This window comes from Amycolatopsis sp. NPDC114505 (assembly GCF_055633615.1).
This window is the reverse complement of record NZ_JBVKDV010000003.1, coordinates 846,693-864,866: the sequence shown is the minus strand read 5'-3', so window position 1 is coordinate 864,866 and position 18,174 is coordinate 846,693. Positions and strand designations below refer to the sequence as shown.

Sequence of the window (18,174 nt, the reverse complement as noted above, 5' to 3'; positions counted from 1 at the left end):
GCACCTCCGACTGGTACTTCTTTTAGGTAAGGCTAACCGATGGTACAGGAGTGCATCCTCACCATCCGTTTGTTAGGGTCACCTAAGTTTGCGCCCCGTTCGGGGCGTCGTGAGCAGCGGGAGGCTGGTCTACCGGTGAGCAACGGTGACGCTGTGCAGCAGATGGCGGAGCTCGGATTCTGGCGTGACCGCCTCGCCTCGGCGCCGAAGGAGCTCGCCCTGCCGGTCGACCGGCCGTACGTCGCGGAGCCCGTCCCGGCCCGGGTGACCCGGCCGCTGCCGGCGGTCGACGAACTGACGCTGCTCGCCGCCTTCGCGGTGCTGCTGTCCCGGTACGCGGGAACCGCCGACGTCGTGCTCGGCATCGGCTCGCTGGTGCCGCTGCGGGTCGACCTCGGTGGCTCGCCCGGTTTCGCGGATGTCGTCGCGCGCGTGCGCGAGGCGCGCGAAGAGGCATTGAGCCACCAAGTTCCCTTCGCCGACCTGGTCGCCGAGGTCGAGCCCGAGCCCGGTCGCGGGGGATCGGTGCTCGTCAACGTCGGCTTCGGCGCCGAGACCGGCCTGCCGCTCGACCTGAACCTGCGCGTCGACGGCGAAGCGCTGGTCGCCGACTACCGCGCCGACGTCCTCGACGAGTCCACAGTGGACCGGATGCTCGGACACCTCGAGCACCTCCTCGACGACGCCCTGAACCGTCCACAGTGGCCGGTTGAACGCCTGGACCTCGTGCCGGAGCCGGAACTGCGCCGAATCGTCGAAGAGTGGAACGACACCGACCTCGACACGCCGCTGTCGACGCTGTCGGAGCTCTTCGCCGCCCGCGTCCGGGAGACGCCGGACGCCGTGGCCCTCGTCTTCGAGGACGAGCAGCTGACCTACGCCGAGCTGGACGCCCGCGCGAACCGGCTCGCCCACGTCCTGATCGGGCGGGGAGCCGGGCCGGAACGGGTGGTCGCGCTCGCCGTGCCGCGCTCCCCGGACATGATCGTGGCCGAGCTGGCCGTGCTCAAGGCCGGCGCCGCCTACCTGCCGCTGGACCCGGACTACCCGGCCGAGCGCATCGCGTTCATGGTCACCGACGCCCGCCCGGTCTGCGTCGTGACCACCACCGAGCTCGCCGAAAACTTCGAGAGTGCTCTTCTGCTCGACGAACTCGACCTCGACGCCGCCCCGGACACGGACCCGGCCGCGGTGATCGTCCCGGCCAACGCGGCCTACGTCATCTACACCTCCGGCTCGACCGGCCGGCCCAAGGGCGTCGTCGTGTCCCACGCCGGGGTCGCGAAGCTCGTCGCGACGCAGTCGGAGCGCTTCGGTATCGGGCCGCACAGCCGGGTGCTGCAGTTCGCGTCGCCGAGCTTCGACGTCGCGTTCTGGGACCTGTGCCTCGGCCTGCTTTCGGGCGGGCGCCTGGTGATCGTCCCCGCCGAACGGCGGGTACCCGGCCCCGAGCTGGCGGACTACGCCCACGCCCAGGGCGTCGACTTCATGATCCTGCCGCCCGCGCTGCTCGCCGAGTTCCCCGACGACTGCGACCTGCCGCGCGACAGCGTGCTGCTGGCCGGCACCGAGCGCGTGTCGCCGGAACTCGTCAAAAGGTGGGCGCCGGGCCGCCGGATGTTCAACGCCTACGGCCCGACCGAGGCCACGACCAACTCGACGCTCGGGCTGTGCGACCCGGAGATCGCGCCCGGCTCGGCCGTGCCGATCGGCGTGCCGGACCCCGGCACCCGCGCGTACGTCCTCGACGCGTCCCTCGCGCCGGTCCCGGTCGGCGTCGTCGGCGAGCTGTACCTCGCCGGATCCGGCCTCGCGCGCGGGTATCTCGGGCGGCCGGGGCTGACGGCGGAACGGTTCGTGGCCGACCCCTTCGGTTCGGGCGGCCGTCTCTACCGCACCGGTGACCTCGTGAAGTGGCTGCCGGACGGCCGACTCGTGTTCCTCGGCCGGGCCGACGACCAGGTCAAGATCCGCGGCTACCGCATCGAGCTCGGCGAGATCGAGTCGGTCCTCGCCGAGCACCCGCGCGTCGGCCAGTCGGTCGTCGTCGCGCAGGACGGGCAGCTCGTCGCCTACGCCGTGCCGGTGCCCGACCGCGACCAGGCGGCCGAGCGAGGGCACGTCGAGGAATGGCACGACGTCCACGAGGAGATGCTCGCCGGGTCCACCGGCATCGAGGAGAACTTCGCCGGCTGGAACTCCAGCTACGACGGCTCCGACATCCCCCTGGAAGAGATGCGCGAGTGGCACGCGGCGACGATCGAGCGGATCCGGTCCCTGCGGCCGAAGCGGGTCCTCGAGATCGGCGTCGGCAGCGGGCTCATCCTCTCGCGGATCGCGCCGGACGCCGAGACGTACTGGGGCGTCGACCTGTCCGAGAGCGCGATCGAGAACGTCCGGCGCGAGGTCGCCGCGACGTCTTTCGCCGACCGGGTCCACCTCGCCGCCCGCCCGGCGCACGACCTGGGTGACCTGCCGGACGAGCCGTTCGACACGGTGATCATCAACTCGGTCGCGCAGTACTTCCCGAGCGCCGACTACCTCGCCGAGGTCGTCCGGACCGCGGCAGGTCTCGTGAAGCCCGGCGGCACGATCTTCCTCGGCGACATCCGCAACCTCCGCTCGCTGCGCGCGTTCCGCACCGCCGTCGAGCTGCGGCACGGCCGGGCCGACGTCGCTGCGGTCGACCAGGCGATCGCGCGCGAGGGCGAGCTGGTGCTCGACCCGGACTTCTTCCCGGCTCTCGCCCGCGACCTGGACGGTTTCGACGACGTCGACCTGTGGGTCAAGCGCGGCACCGCGCACAACGAGCTGACCCGGCACCGCTACGACGTCGTCCTCCGCAAGGCGCCGAAACCGGCCGCGGCCGACGAGCAGGTCGTCGCGTTCGGCGATCTCGGGGTGGTGGAACGGTTCCTGGCCGCCGAGACGCCCGTCCGGCTGCGGGTCACCGGGATCCCCGACGCGCGGCTGGCCGGCGAGCTGGCGGCGGTGCGGGCCCTGGACGAGGGTGATCCGCGGGCGGTGACCGCGCTCGAACGCCGCGACGGCGTCGATCCCGAAGCCCTGCACGACCTCGGCGACCGCGCCGGGTACTGGGTGGCGGTGACCTGGGCGGCCGAGGCCGGTGCGCTGGAGGCCGTCTTCTCGAGGGGGGAGGACGGCCCCGCCTACCGCCCGGGGCGGCAGACCGGCACACCCGCGTCGTACGCCAACAACCCGGCGGCCCGGCGGGAGACCGGTGCGCTGGTGGCGTCTCTGCGTACCCACGTGCGCGACCGGCTGCCGCTGTACATGGTGCCTTCGGCGTTCGTCGTGCTGGACAAGCTGCCGGTGCTCGCCTCGGGCAAGCTCGACCGCAAGGCCCTGCCGAGCCCGGAGCGGTTCACCGCCGGGCCGGGCCGCGCGCCGCGCAACCCCGTCGAGCAGCTGCTCTGCGAGATGTTCGCCGACGTCCTCGGGGTACCGCAGGCCGGACCGGACGACGACTTCTTCGCCCTCGGCGGGCATTCGCTGCTGGCGACGCGCCTGATCCAGCGGATCCGGGCGGCGGTCGGCGCCGAGGTGCCGGTGCGGGCGGTGTTCGACGCGCCGACCCCGGCCGCGCTCGCCGAGCTCCTGGCGGGGGCGGTGACCGGCACCGATCGGCGCCCGCTCACCCCCGTCACCGACCGGCCCGAGCGGCTGCCGCTGTCGTTCGCGCAGCAGCGCCTCTGGTTCCTGCACGGCCTGGAAGGCGGGTCGGCGACCTACAACGTCCCGCTCGTCATGCGGCTCGCGGGTGAGCTGGACGTCGACGCGCTGCGGGCGGCCTTGCACGACGTCCTCGATCGGCACGAGGCCCTGCGGACGGTGTTCCCGACCGCCGACGGCGTGCCGTATCAGCAGGTTCTGGCCGATGCCGAGGTCGAGCTGACCGTGCGCACGGTGTCCGAAGTGGAATCCGAAGTGGACACACTCGTTCGCGGTGTCTTCGACCTCGGCGCCGGCGTCCCGGTGCGGGCCGCACTGCTGACCGTCGACCCGCGACGGCACGTGCTGGTCCTCGTCGTGCACCACATCGCCGCCGACGGCTGGTCGCTCGCTCCCTTGTGGCGCGACATCGCGACGGCCTACCGCGCCCGGCTGCGAGGGGACGCTCCACAATGGACTCCGTTGCCGGTGCAGTACGCGGACTACACGCTCTGGCAGCGTGAACTCCTGGAAGCCGAAGAGACGGTTCAGCTCGACTACTGGCGGTCCGCTCTCGACGGCCTGCCCGAGCGCATCCCGCTCCCGCTCGACCGGCCGCACCCCACGGTGTCGGCCTACCGCGGGGAGTTCTTCACCTTCGCCTGGGACGCCGGTCTGCAGGCCGGGCTGACCGATCTCGCGCGGGCGTGCGGCGCGAGCCCGTTCATGGTCGTGCACGCGGGCCTGACCGCGTTGCTTTCACGGCTCGGCGGCGGGACGGACATCCCGATCGGCACCCCGATCGCCGGCCGCACCGACCCGGCGCTCGACGACCTCGTCGGCTTCTTCGTCAACACGCTCGTCCTGCGCGTCGACGCCGGCGGCGACCCGTCGTTCCGCGACCTCGTCGCCCGGGTGCGGGAGCGCAGCCTGGACGCCTACGCGCACCAAGACGTCCCGTTCGAACGCCTCGTCGAGGCGCTGAACCCGGCGCGGTCGCTGGCGCACCACCCGCTGTTCCAGACGATGCTCGCCTGGCAGAACACGCCCGGCGCGGGTGTCGAGCTGCCCGGGCTGACCGTCACCGAGCGGCCCGTCGGCACCGGCACGGCCAAGTTCGACCTCTGGTTCTCCCTCACCGAGCGCGCCGACGGCATCCACGGCCAGGCCGAGTTCAACGCCGAGGTGTTCGACCACGCCACCGTGACCGGCCTGCTCGACCGCCTCGAAGTCCTGCTGCGTCAGGTCGTCTCCGCGCCGGACCGCCGGCTCGGCAGCCTCGACGTCCTCACCCCGGCGGAACGCGAGGCCCTGCCCGCGGTCTGGTCGGGGACCGTCGAGGACGTCCCCGCGGTCACCGTGCCCGAGCTGTTCGCCGCCCAGGTCGCGCGGACGCCGGACGCGACGGCGCTCGTCTTCGAGGACGAAGAGCTGACCTACGCCGAGCTGGACGCCGTCTCGAACCGCCTCGCCCGCGTGCTGGCCGGGCGCGGTGCCGGGCCCGAGCGCGTCGTCGCCTTGGCGTTGCCGCGGTCGACGCACCTGGTCACGGCCGTCCTCGCGGTGCTCAAGACCGGCGCGGCCTACCTCCCGCTCGACCCGGGCTACCCGGCCGAGCGCCTCGCGTTCATGCTCGAAGACGCCGCTCCGGCGCTGGTCCTGGCGACCGGCGACGACCTGCCGCACGCGGTCCGGCTGGACGACCCGGACCTCCTCGACGGCGTTTCGGACGCGCCGCTCGACGTCGTACTCCGGCCGGAAAACCCGGCGTACGTCATCTACACGTCCGGGTCGACGGGCCGCCCCAAGGGCGTCGTCGTGCCGCACGCGGGCATCGTCAACCGGCTGCTGTGGATGCAGGACGAGTACGGCCTGACCGGCGACGACCGCGTGCTGCAGAAGACGCCGTCCAGCTTCGACGTCTCCGTCTGGGAGTTCCTCTGGCCGCTGATCACCGGCGGCACCGAGGTCGTCGCCCGGCCGGACGGCCACAAGGACCCGGCCTACCTGGCCCGGCTGATCCGCGACCGCGGCGTCACGACCGTCCACTTCGTCCCGTCGATGCTCCAGGTCTTCCTGCAGGAGCCGGCCGCGGGGGAGTGCACGAGCCTGCGCCGGGTCCTGTGCAGCGGCGAAGCCCTGCCGGCCGACGCGGTCGTCCAGTTCGGACAGGTCCTCGACGCCGAGCTGCACAACCTCTACGGCCCCACCGAAGCGTCGGTCGACGTCACGTCGTGGCGGACGTCTCCTGAGGACACGACCGTCCCGATCGGACGTCCGGTGTGGAACACCCGGACCTACGTCCTCGACGCCGCCCTGCGCCCGGTGCCGCCCGGCACCGCCGGCGAGTTGTACCTCGCCGGCGTCCAGCTGGCCCGCGGCTACCTCGGCCGTCCCGGCCTGAGCGCGGAGCGGTTCGTCGCCTCGCCGTTCGAACCGGGGGAGCGGATGTACCGCACCGGTGACGTCGCCCGCTTCCGCCCCGACGGCGTCCTCGAGTTCCTCGGCCGCGGCGACGAGCAGATCAAGATCCGCGGCTTCCGCGTCGAGCCCGGCGAGATCGCCGCGACCCTCGCCACGCACGACGACGTCGCCCACGCCGTGGTCGTGGCCCGCGAGGACCGGCCCGGCGACGTCCGTCTGGTCGGGTATGTCGTGCCCGCCGAACTGTCTCCATCGGACGAGACCGAGCAGGTCGGCGAGTGGCGCGAACTGTACGACTCGATGTACGCGGGCGCCGCCGACGAGTTCGAAGGCTGGAACTCCAGCTACACCGGCGAACCGATCCCGCGCGAAGAGATGCGGGAGTGGCGGGACGCAATTGTCACGCGGATCCGTGACTTGCGGCCGAAGCGGGTGCTGGAGATCGGCGTCGGCACCGGCCTGCTGCTGACCGAGCTGGCCCCGGACTGCGAGTCCTACTGGGGCAAGGACTTCTCCGCCGAGGTCATCGCTTCCCTGGGTGAACGGGTCGCGGCCGACCCGGCGCTCGCCGGGCGCGTCGACCTGCGCACCGGCGACGCCGCCGACGTCACCGGACTGCCGTCCGGGTTCTTCGACACCATCGTGCTCAACTCCGTCGTCCAGTACTTCCCGAGCGGGACGTACCTGCTGGAGGTGCTGCGCCAGGCCCTCGCACTGCTCGCGCCGGGTGGGTCGCTGTTCGTCGGCGACGTCCGCGACCTGCGTCAGGTCCGGGCGTTCCACACGGCGGTCGCCGAAGCGCGCGGGGGCGATGTCGAGCAGAACCTCCTGCGGGAGAAGGAACTCCTCGTCGCGCCCGAGTTCTTCGCCGGCCTCGACGGGGTCACCGCGGACATCCGGGTCAAGCGCGGCCGGGCGGTCAACGAGCTGACCCGGTACCGCTACGACGTGGTCCTGCGCCCCGGCTCGACTGAGGCTCCCGAGCTCCCGGCGCTCGCGTGGTGTACCGATCTCTCCACTGTGGACGAGGTCGCCGGTCCGAGCCGGATCGAACGCGTTCCGAACGGCCGCACCGCACCGGGCGGGGTGGACCCCGAAGACTGGTACGCGTTCGGTGACGCGCACGGCTACCGCACGGTCGTCACGTGGTCCGCGGAGGGCGACGGCTCCGTCGATGTCGTGTTCACGACCGGCGAGACCGCCGGCGCCTTCCGGCCCGGAACCGCTCCGCTGCTGTCCTACACCGGCAACCCCGGCCGCTTCCGCCGGATCAGCTCGCTCACCGCGGACCTGCGGACCCTCGCCGTCGACCGGCTGCCGGAGCACATGGTCCCGTCGGCGATCGTCGTCCTCGACGCGCTGCCGGTGACGGCCAACGGCAAGCTCGACCGCCGTGCCCTGCCTTCGCCGGACCCGGTCGCGCCGACGTCCGACCGCGAGCCGCGCACGCCCGTCGAACGGCAGCTGTGTGAGCTGTTCGCCGACGTCCTGGGCCTCCCTCGGGTCGGCCCGGACGACAGCTTCTTCGCCCTCGGCGGCCATTCGCTGCTGGCCACCCGCCTGATCGCGCGCATCCGCACGGCGCTGAACGCCGAGCTGGAAGTCCGGTCGGTGTTCGAGACGCCCACCGCCGCCGGCCTCGCGGCGCTGGTCGGCGCCGGTACCGGGACCGCGCGGCCGGAGCTGGTCCCGATGGCCCGGCCCGCGCTCGTGCCGCTGTCCGGCGCGCAGCAGCGGCTGTGGTTCCTGCACCACCTCGAAGGCCCGTCGGCCACCTACAACGTCCCGCTGATCATGCGCCTGGACGGCGAGGTCGACGTCGAGGCGCTGCGCACTGCACTGTCCGATGTGGTCGAACGCCACGAAGCGCTGCGGACGCGGTTCCCGCAGCACGACGGCGTTCCGTACCAGGACATCCTCCCCGCCGGTGACGTCGACCTGCCCGTCCGGGAGGTCACCGACCTCGACACCGCGCTGACCGGTCTCGTCCGCGGCTCGTTCGACCTGGAACGCCAGGCACCGATGCGCGCGGAACTGCTGCGGCTCGACGAGCGTGCGCACGTCCTGGCCCTGGTGTTCCACCACATCGCCTCCGACGGCTGGTCGATGGCCCCGCTCTGGCGCGACATCGCCACGGCCTACGCCGCCCGGCGCGTCGGCGAGACTCCACAGTGGACGCCACTGCCGGTGCAGTACGCCGACTACACGCTGTGGCAGCAGGATCTCCTCGGCGCCGAGAACGACCCGGACAGCGTGCTCAGCACCCAGCTGGACTACTGGCGCGACACCCTCGACGGTCTGCCCGACCGCATCGAGCTGCCCCTGGACCGCCCGCACCCGGCGACCGCGACCTTCCGCGGTGAGCTGCACACCTTCACCTGGGACGCCGAGCTGCACGCCCGCCTGACCGAGCTGGCGCGCGAGTCCGGCGCCAGCGTGTTCATGGTCGTCCACGCGGCGCTGGCCGCCCTGCTCACCCGGCTGGGCGCGGGGACCGACGTCCCGATCGGCTCGCCCATCGCCGGCCGGACCGACCAGGCCCTCGACGACCTCGTCGGGTTCTTCGTCAACACCCTCGTGCTGCGGGTCGACACCGGCGGCGAGCCGTCGTTCCGCGACCTCGTGGCCCGCGTCCGCGAACGCAACCTCGACGCGTACGCCCACCAGGACGTCCCGTTCGAACGCCTGGTTGAAGTGCTCAACCCGGCGCGCTCGCTGTCCTACCACCCGCTGTTCCAGGTGATGATCGCCGGGCAGAACAACACCCGCGCCGACGTCACCCTGCCCGGCCTGACCGTCACCGAGATCCCGGTGACCACCGGGACGTCCAAGTTCGACCTGGCGATCTCGCTGACCGAGCGCGAGGCCGGGATCGCGGGCGTCCTGGAGTTCAACGCCGACGTCTTCGACCACCCGGGCGCCGACGCGATCCTGCGCCGTCTCGAAGTGCTGCTGCGCGCGGCACTGGCCGAACCGGACCGCCCGGTCGGCGCCCTGGACCTCCTCGAAGGCGACGAGCGCGACCAGGTCCTGACCGAATGGGCCGGGTCCTTGAAACCGGCCGGCACCGAGACGTTCCCCGGGCTGTTCGCCCGCCGCGTCGCCGAAGCTCCGGACGCCGTCGCGCTGGTCTTCGAGGACGTCGAGCTGACGTACGCCGAGGTCAACGCCCGGGCCAACCGGCTCGCGCGCCTGCTCCTCGACCGCGGTGCCGGGCCGGAGCGCGTGGTCGCGCTGGCCGTGCCGCGGTCGGTCGACATGATCGTCGCGGAGCTGGCTGTGCTCAAGGCCGGCGCCGCGTACCTCCCGATCGACGTCGACTACCCCGGCGACCGGATCACCTACATGGTCGAGGACGCCCGCCCGGTCTGCGTCGTGACGACCCGCGAGATCGAGGCAAAGCTCCCCGCGGACGTTCCCCGCGTCCTCCTCGACGACACCGTCCTCAACGGAATGTCCACAGCGGACCCGGACGTCGTCGTGAAGCCGGAGAACGCGGCCTACGTCATCTACACGTCCGGCTCCTCCGGCCGGCCGAAGGGTGTCGTCCTCCAGCACTCGGGCGTCGCGAAGCTGGTCGCCACCCAGGTCGAGCGCTTCGGGATCGGGCCGCACAGCCGGGTGCTGCAGTTCGCGTCGCCGAGCTTCGACGTCGCGTTCTGGGACCTCTGCCTCGGTCTGCTTTCCGGCGGACGGCTGGTTGTGGTCCCGGCCGAGCGCCGAGTCGCCGGGTCCGCGCTGACCGAGTACGCGCACCAGCACGGCGTCGACTTCATGATCCTCCCGCCCGCGCTGCTCGACGCGATGCCGGCGGACTGCGACCTGCCGCGTGACAGCGTCCTGCTGGCGGGTACCGAGCGCGTGTCGCCCGAGCTCGTCAAAAGGTGGGCACCGGGGCGCCGGATGTTCAACGCCTACGGCCCGACCGAGGCCACGACCAACTCGACGCTCGGCGAGAGCGACCCGGTCGAGCTGGCGGACGCGACCGTCGTCCCGATCGGCATCCCCGACCCCGGCACGCGGGCGTACGTGCTCGACGCCGGGCTGCGGCCGGTCCCGCCCGGCGTGGTGGGGGAGCTGTACCTCGCCGGCTCCGGCCTGGCCCGCGGGTACCTCGGGCGCGCCGCGCTGACGTCGGAACGGTTCGTAGCCGACCCGTTCGCCGACGGCGGCCGCCTCTACCGCACCGGTGACCTCGTCAAATGGCTGCCGGACGGGCGGCTGGTGTTCCTGGGCCGCGCGGACGACCAGGTCAAGATCCGCGGCTACCGCATCGAACCGGGCGAGATCGAAGCCGTGCTCACCGAGCACCCGGCGGTCGGGCAGTCCGTCGTCCTCGCGCAGGACGGCCGGCTCATCGCCTACGCCGTCCCGGCCGCCGGCCGCGACGAAGAGGCCGAGCTGGACCACGTCGGCGAGTGGCGCGAGCTGCACGAGAACGTCTTCACCGAAGCGGCGTCCGGCGGGCTGGAGGAGAACTTCACCGGCTGGAACTCCAGCTACGACGGCACCGAAATCCCCCTCGGCGAGATGCGCGAGTGGCACGCGGCGACGATCGAGCGCATCCAGGCGCTGAAGCCGAAGCGGGTGCTCGAGATCGGCGTCGGCAGTGGCCTGATCCTGTCCCGGATCGCCCCGGACGCCGAGGCGTACTGGGGTGTCGACCTGTCGGAGAAGGCGATCGCCAACCTCCGGCGCGAACTGTCGGGGACGCCGTACGCGGACAAGGTCCACGTCGCGGCCCGCCCCGCGCACGACCTCGGCGATCTGCCGGACGAGCCGTTCGACACCGTCATCATCAACTCGGTCGCGCAGTACTTCCCGAGCGTGGACTACCTCGCCGAGGTCATCCGGACCGCCGCGGCGCACGTCCGGCCGGGCGGTGTGCTCTTCCTCGGCGACATCCGGAACCTGCGTTCGCTGCGGGCGTTCCGGACGGCGACCGAGCTGCGCCACGGCCGCCGGAGCGCGGCCGCGGTCGACCAGGCCATCGCGCGCGAAGGCGAACTCGTGCTCGACCCGGACTTCTTCGGCGCGCTGGCCCGGGAACTGGACGGCTTCGACGACGTCGACCTCCGGATGAAGCGGGGACACGCGCACAACGAGCTGACCCGGCACCGCTACGACGTCGTCCTGCGGAAGGCGCCGAAGCCGGCGCCGGTCGAGGAGACCGTCGTCGCGTTCACCACGCTCGACGAGCTGGAGCGGCTGCTGGCCGAGCGTCCGGCGCGGCTGCGGGTCACCGGTGTGCCGGACGCGCGGCTGTCCGGTGAGCTGGCCGCGGTCGCCGCGCTCGCCGACGGCGACGCCGACGCGGCACTGTCCGCTTTGGACGCCGAGCCGTCCGGAGTGGACATCGAGACGCTGCGAGACCTCGGTTACAGCGTCTACGCGGCACCGGGGCAGCAAGGCGTGCTCGAAGTCGTGTTCACCTCCGGCGAGCCGACGCGCATCCACCGCGCCCGTCCGGTGCGCGCCGCCCTGGCCACGCTGGGCAACCACCCGGCCGGGCAGCGGGACACGAGTGCCCTGGTCACGGCGCTGCGGGCGCACGTCCGCGACCGGCTGCCGCAGTACATGGTGCCGTCGGCGTTCGTCGTCCTGGACCGGCTGCCGCTGCTCGCCTCGGGCAAGCTCGACCGCCGCGCGTTGCCGAGCCCCGACCAGCAGGCCGTCACGGCCGGCCGGGCGCCGCGAACCCCGGTCGAGGAAGTCCTCTGCGGCCTGTTCGCCGAGGTCCTCGACACCGCGACGATCGGCGTCGACGACGACTTCTTCGCCCTCGGCGGGCACTCGCTCATGGCGACGCGCCTGGTCGCGCGGCTGCGCGCGGTGTTCGGCGTCGAGCTGCAGGTGCGGTCGGTGTTCGAGACGCCGACCGTCGCCGGCCTGGCCACGCTGCTGTCCACTTCGGACTCGACGGCCGCCCGGCCCGCGCTGGAGCGCGCCGAGCCGCGGCCGGACGTGCTGCCGTTGTCGTTCGCCCAGCAGCGGCTGTGGTTCCTGCACCGCCTGGAAGGTCCGTCGGCGACGTACAACATGCCGACCGCGGTCCGGCTCGCCGGCGACCTCGACGTTTCCGCGTTGAAGATCGCACTGTCCGATGTGGTCGAACGCCACGAAGCCCTGCGCACGGTCTTCCCGGAGATCGACGGCGAAGCCCGGCAGCAGATCCTCGAGGACGTCACGATCCCGCTGCCGGTCCGCGAGGTCACCGCGGCCACGCTCGCCGCGGCGGTGTCGGACGTCGCGGGCACGGTGTTCGAGCTGGAGTCCGAGATCCCGCTGCGCGCGGAACTGCTGCGGCTGGGCGCCGAGGAGCACGTCCTCGTTCTGGTGTTTCACCACATCGCCTCGGACGGCTGGTCGACCGCGCCGCTGTGGCGCGACCTCGCGACGGCCTACACCGCCCGGCAGGCCGGGGAAGCTCCTCAGTGGACTCCGCTGCCGGTGCAGTATGCGGACTACACGTTGTGGCAGCGGGACGTCCTCGGCGAGCCGGTCATCGAACCGCAGCTGGCCTACTGGCGCGACGCGCTGGCGGACCTGCCGGAGCGCATCGAGCTGCCGACCGACCGGCCGCACCCGGCGGAAGCGTCCTACCGGGGCGAGCAGTTCGCGTTCGGCTGGGACGCCGAGCTCCACAGTGGACTCGTCGAGCTGGCGCGTGCCTGCGGGGCCAGCGTGTTCATGGTCGTGCACGCCGGGCTGACCGCCGTGCTCACCCGGCTCGGCGCGGGCACCGACATCCCGCTCGGCACGTCCATCGCCGGCCGGACCGACCAGGCCCTCGACGACCTCGTCGGCTTCTTCGTCAACACCCTCGTGCTGCGCGTGGACAGCGGCGGCGACCCGTCGTTCCGCGACCTCGTCGCCCGCGTGCGGGACCGCAGCCTCGACGCGTACGCCCACCAGGACGTCCCGTTCGAGCGCCTGGTCGAGGTGCTCAACCCGGCGCGGTCACTGTCGTACCACCCGCTGTTCCAGACGATGCTGGCCTGGCAGAACAACGCCGTCGCCGACCTCGCGCTGCCCGGCCTGACCGTCGCGGAGGAACCGGTCCGCACCGGCACCGCCCGCGCCGACCTGGTGTTCTTCGTCGGCGAGCGGCCCGGTCACCAGACCGGCATCCGCGGCACGGCCGAGTACAACAGCGACGTCTTCGACCGCGCGAGCGTCGAAGCGATCCTCGACCGGCTCCGGACGTTGCTGCGGGCCGTCGTGGGCGACCCGGACACCCGGATCGGCACGATCGACCTGCTCACCGAGGCGGAACACGACCAGCTCGCCGCCGCCCCCGCGACGCCGCTGCCCGCGGAGACGGTCGCGGAGCTGTTCGCCGCCCAGGTGTCCCGCACCCCGGACGCCACCGCGCTGGTGTTCGGGGAGGAGCGCCTGACCTACGCGGACCTGGACACACGCGCGACGACGCTTGCCCGGGCGCTGCTCGCGCGGGGTGCCGGGCCGGAGCGGGTGGTGGCCGTCGCGCTGCCGCGGTCGGCCGGCCTGGTCACCGCGCTGCTCGCGGTGCTCAAGACCGGCGCCGCCTACCTGCCCCTGGACCTCAACCACCCGGCCGAGCGCGTCGAGCTGATGCTCGCCGACGCCGCGCCGCACCTCGTCGTCGCGGAAGACGGCTTCGGAGATCGGCTGGTCCGGCCGAGTGACACGGGCGCCGAGCCGGTCTGGCCGTCGATCAGCCCGGACAACCCGGCGTACGTGATCTTCACGTCCGGCTCGACCGGGCGCCCGAAGGCCGTCGCCGGGACCCAGCGCGCGCTGGCCAACCGGCTGCACTGGGGCCGGGACGTCGCCCACGGCGTGCGCGTGGCCAAGAGCGCGCTGACCTTCATCGACGGGTCGACCGAGCTGCTCGGCGGGCTCGTCGCGGGCGACGCCGTGGTCCTCGCCGACGACGCGACGGCCACCGACCCGCACGCGCTCGCCGAACTGGTGCGCACGTCCGGCGCCCAGGTGCTGACCGTCGTCCCGAGCCTCCTCGACACCTTCGCCGAGGACACCTCGGCCGACGCGTTCGACTCCGTGACCACGTGGATCACCAGTGGTGAGCCGCTTTCCGGCGTGCTGGCCGAGAAGGTGGCCCGGCGGTGGCCGTCGGCGAAGCTGGTCAACCTGTACGGCTGTTCCGAAGTCGCGGGCGACAGCCTGGCCCAGGTCTGCGGGCCGGTGGCCATCGGACGGCCGGTCGCGAACACCCGCGCGTACGTCCTCGACGCGGCGCTGCGGCCGGTCCCGCCCGGCGTCCGCGGCGAGCTGTACCTGGCCGGCGCCGGGCTCGCCCGCGGCTACCTCGGCCGTCCGGCGCTCAGCGCGGAACGGTTCGTGGCGTCGCCGTTCGAGCCGGGGGAGCGGATGTACCGCACCGGCGACCTCGTCCGCCGCCGGGCCGACGGCGCGCTCGAGTTCCTGGGACGTGCCGACCAGCAGCTCAAGATCCGCGGCTTCCGCGTCGAGCCGGGCGAGGTCGAAGCCGCACTGACCGCCGATGCCTCGGTGGCGCGCGCGGTGGTGATCGCCCGGGACGACCGGCTGATCGCCTACGTCACGCCGGCGGGCGACCCGGCCGCGCTGCGGGCGCGCGTCGCCGAGCGACTGCCGGAGTACCTGGTGCCCTCGGCGATCGTCGTGCTGCCGGAGCTGCCGCTGAACGCCAACGGCAAGCTCGACCGCGCCGCGCTGCCCGACCCGGAGATCCGGACCTCCGGCCGCGTCGCGCGAACCCCGGCCGAGCAGGCGCTGTGCGACCTCTTCGCCGACGTCCTCGGTGTGCCGCGGGTCGGCCCGGACGACGGGTTCTTCACCCTCGGCGGGCACTCGCTCCTGGCGACGCGGCTGGTCAGCCGGATCCGCGCGCTGCTCGGCGTCGAGGTCCCGATCCGGGCGGTGTTCGACGCACCCACCCCGGCCCGCCTGGCCGAGCTCCTGGATCCGGGGCGGCAAAGCCGTCCCGCGCTGGTGCCGGTCGAGCGGCCCGAGGTGCTGCCGCTGTCGTTCGCCCAGCAGCGGCTGTGGTTCCTCGACCGGCTCGACGGGTTGAGCGCGACCTACAACATCCCGTGGGCGTGGGAGCTGACCGGACTGGTCGACGCCGACGCGCTCCGGGCGGCGCTGGGTGACGTCGTCGCCCGGCACGAGATTCTCCGGACGATCCTGGTCGAAGAGCAGGGCACGCCGTCGCAGGTGGTCCTGGCGGCGGGTGATGCCCGCGCGCGGCCGGTGTTGGTCACCGAAACGGCCGCCGACCTCGAGGAGAGCGTCACCGCCGCGGCGTCGTACTGCTTCACCCTCGACGCCGAGATCCCGGTCCGCGCGACGCTCGTCTCGGCCGGGCCCGACCGGCACGTGTTCGTCCTGCTGGTGCACCACATCGCCGGCGACGGCTGGTCGCTCCCGCCGTTGAAGCGCGACCTCGACACCGCCTACGCCGCGCGCCTGCGCGGTGAGCGTCCACAGTGGACGCCGTTGCCGGTGCAGTACGCGGACTACACGCTGTGGCAGCGGGAGATGTTCGGCCGGTCCGACGACCCGGACAGCCTCCTCGGCCGGCAGGCGGCCTTCTGGCGCGACACCCTCGCCGGGATCCCCGACGAGCTGGCGCTCCCGGTGGACCGGCCCCGCCCGGCGCGCTCGACGAACCGGGGCGCGGCCGTGCCGTTCACCGTGCCGGCCGACGTCCACCGCGGCCTGCGCGAGCTGGCCCACGGCAGCGACACCAGCACGTTCATGGTGTTGCAGGCCGCCCTCGCGGCGCTGCTCACCCGGCTCGGCGCGGGCACCGACATCCCGCTCGGCACGCCGGTCGCCGGCCGGATGGACCACGCGCTGGAGGACCTCGCCGGGTTCTTCGTCAACTCGCTGGTCCTGCGCACCGACACCGCAGGCGACCCGACGTTCCGGGACCTCCTGGACCGCGTCCGCGAGGCCGACCTGGCCGCGTACGCCCACCAGGACCTGCCGTTCGAGCACCTCGTCGAGCTGCTCAACCCCGCCCGGTCCCTGGCGCGGCACCCGCTGTTCCAGGTCATGCTCGCGGTCTACCACGCGGGTTCGGCGCCGGAGCGGCTGCTCGGGCTCGAGTCGTCCTACCGGGACACCGGGCTGCGGCAGGCGAAGTTCGACCTGTCGTTCGACCTGGTCGAAACCCCCGAGGGCATCGAGGGCGACCTCGAGTTCAGCCTCGACCTGTTCGACGAGCCGACCGCCCGGACGCTGACCGAGCGGCTGGTGCGGCTGATGACCGCCGTCGTCGCCGACCCGGACCGGCCGCTGAGCCGGATCGACGTCCTGGATACGGCCGAGCGGCACCGGATCGTCGCCGAATGGGGGCGTGGCGAACCGCTGACGACGTCCGCGCCGACGGTCGTCGACCGCCTGGCCGCGCAGGTGGCGGCGACGCCGGGCGCGACCGCGCTGAGCGACGCGGTCTCGAGTGTCACGTTCGCGGAGTTCGCGGGGCGGACCGACCGGCTCGCCCGGTGGCTCGCGTCCCAGGGTGCCGGTCCCGAGAAGGTCGTCGCGCTGGTGCTGCCGCGGACGGCGTCCGTCGTCGAGGCGATCTTCGGCGTGTTCAAGTCCGGTGCGGCGTACCTGCCGGTCGATCCGGACCAGCCGGCCGACCGGATCGCGTCGATCCTCGACGACTCCGGTGCCACGCTGGTGCTCACGAGCCGCGCGCTGGCTTCGCCGGTCCCCGGAGCGCTGTTCGTCGAGGACATTGTGGACAGTGACGCTGTCCTGACCCCGCCGTCGCCCGCGAACCCGGCGTACGTGCTCTACACGTCCGGGTCCACGGGCAAGCCCAAGGGCGTCGTCATCCCGCATTCCGGGCTGGTGAACCTGTTCCACAGCCACCGCGAGACGCTCTACCGCCCGGCGGTCGCGGCGGCGGGCGGGCGGCGGCTGCGGGTCGGGCACGCGTGGGCGTTCTTCTTCGACGCCTCCTGGCAGCCGCAGCTGTGGCTGCTCGACGGGCACGAGGTGCACGTCGTCGACGACGACACGCGCCGCGACCCCGATCGCCTCGCCGCGGTGGTGCGCGACCGCGGGCTCGACTTCCTCGAGCTGACGCCGTCGCACTTCGCTCAGCTGGCCGCGGCCGGCGTCGTCGAAGACGGGAAGTGCGCGCTGGGTGTCGTCGGCGTCGGCGGCGAAGCGGTGTCGCAGACGCTGTGGGAGTCGCTGCGGTCGATGCCGGGAACCGAGGCGTACAACCTCTACGGCCCGACCGAGGCCACGGTGGACGCGCTCGTCGGCCGGTTCGCCGACGCGGACCGGCCGGTGGTCGGGCGCCCGGTGCACAACGCCCGCGCGTACGTCCTCGACGGCGGCCTGACGCCGGTCCCGGCCGGCGTGCCCGGCGAGCTGTACCTGGCCGGCGCCGGGCTGGCCCGGGGCTACCACGAGCGTCCCGCGCTCACGGCCGACCGGTTCGTCGCCGACCCGTTCGGGCCGCCGGGGGAGCGGATGTACCGCACCGGCGACCTGGTGCGGTGGCGGCCCGACGGGCAGCTCGAGTACCTCGGCCGCACCGACGACCAGGTCAAGATCCGCGGCTTCCGGATCGAGCCGGGCGAGATCGAGACGGCCCTGGCGCGCCACGACGACGTGGAGCAGGCGCTCGTCGTCGTCCGGGACGACCGGTTGGTCGCCTACACCAGGCCGGCGACGGCGGATCCCGTGCGGCTGCGGGAGTTCGTGGCCCGGTCGTTGCCGGAGTACATGGTGCCCGCGGCGATCGTCCCCCTCGAAGCGTTCCCCGTGACGCCCAACGGGAAGCTCGACAAGACCGCTCTGCCGGTGCCCGAGTTCGAGGCCCGCGGCCGGGCACCCGAGACGCCGCTGGAGAATTCCCTCTGCGAGATCTTCGCGGAGGTGCTGGACGTCGCCGCCGTCGGCGCCGACGACGACCTGTTCGCCCTCGGCGGGCATTCCATGCTGCTGGTGGTCCTGCGCAACCGGATCACCGAGCGGCTCGGGACCGAGCTCCCGATCGCCGAGTTCTTCCGCACCCCCACGGCAGCCGGACTGGCCGCGCTGCTGAACCGAGACGCGAGGTAG

1 protein-coding gene is annotated in these 18,174 nt (G+C 73.0%); it reads left to right on the top strand.

Annotated features, from left to right (window positions below):
- The first annotated feature begins 135 nt into the window (after positions 1-135).
- A complete protein-coding gene (locus ACZ7OU_RS33270; protein WP_470258255.1) occupies positions 136-18,174 on the top strand; it encodes a non-ribosomal peptide synthetase in 18,039 nt (6,012 codons plus the stop codon).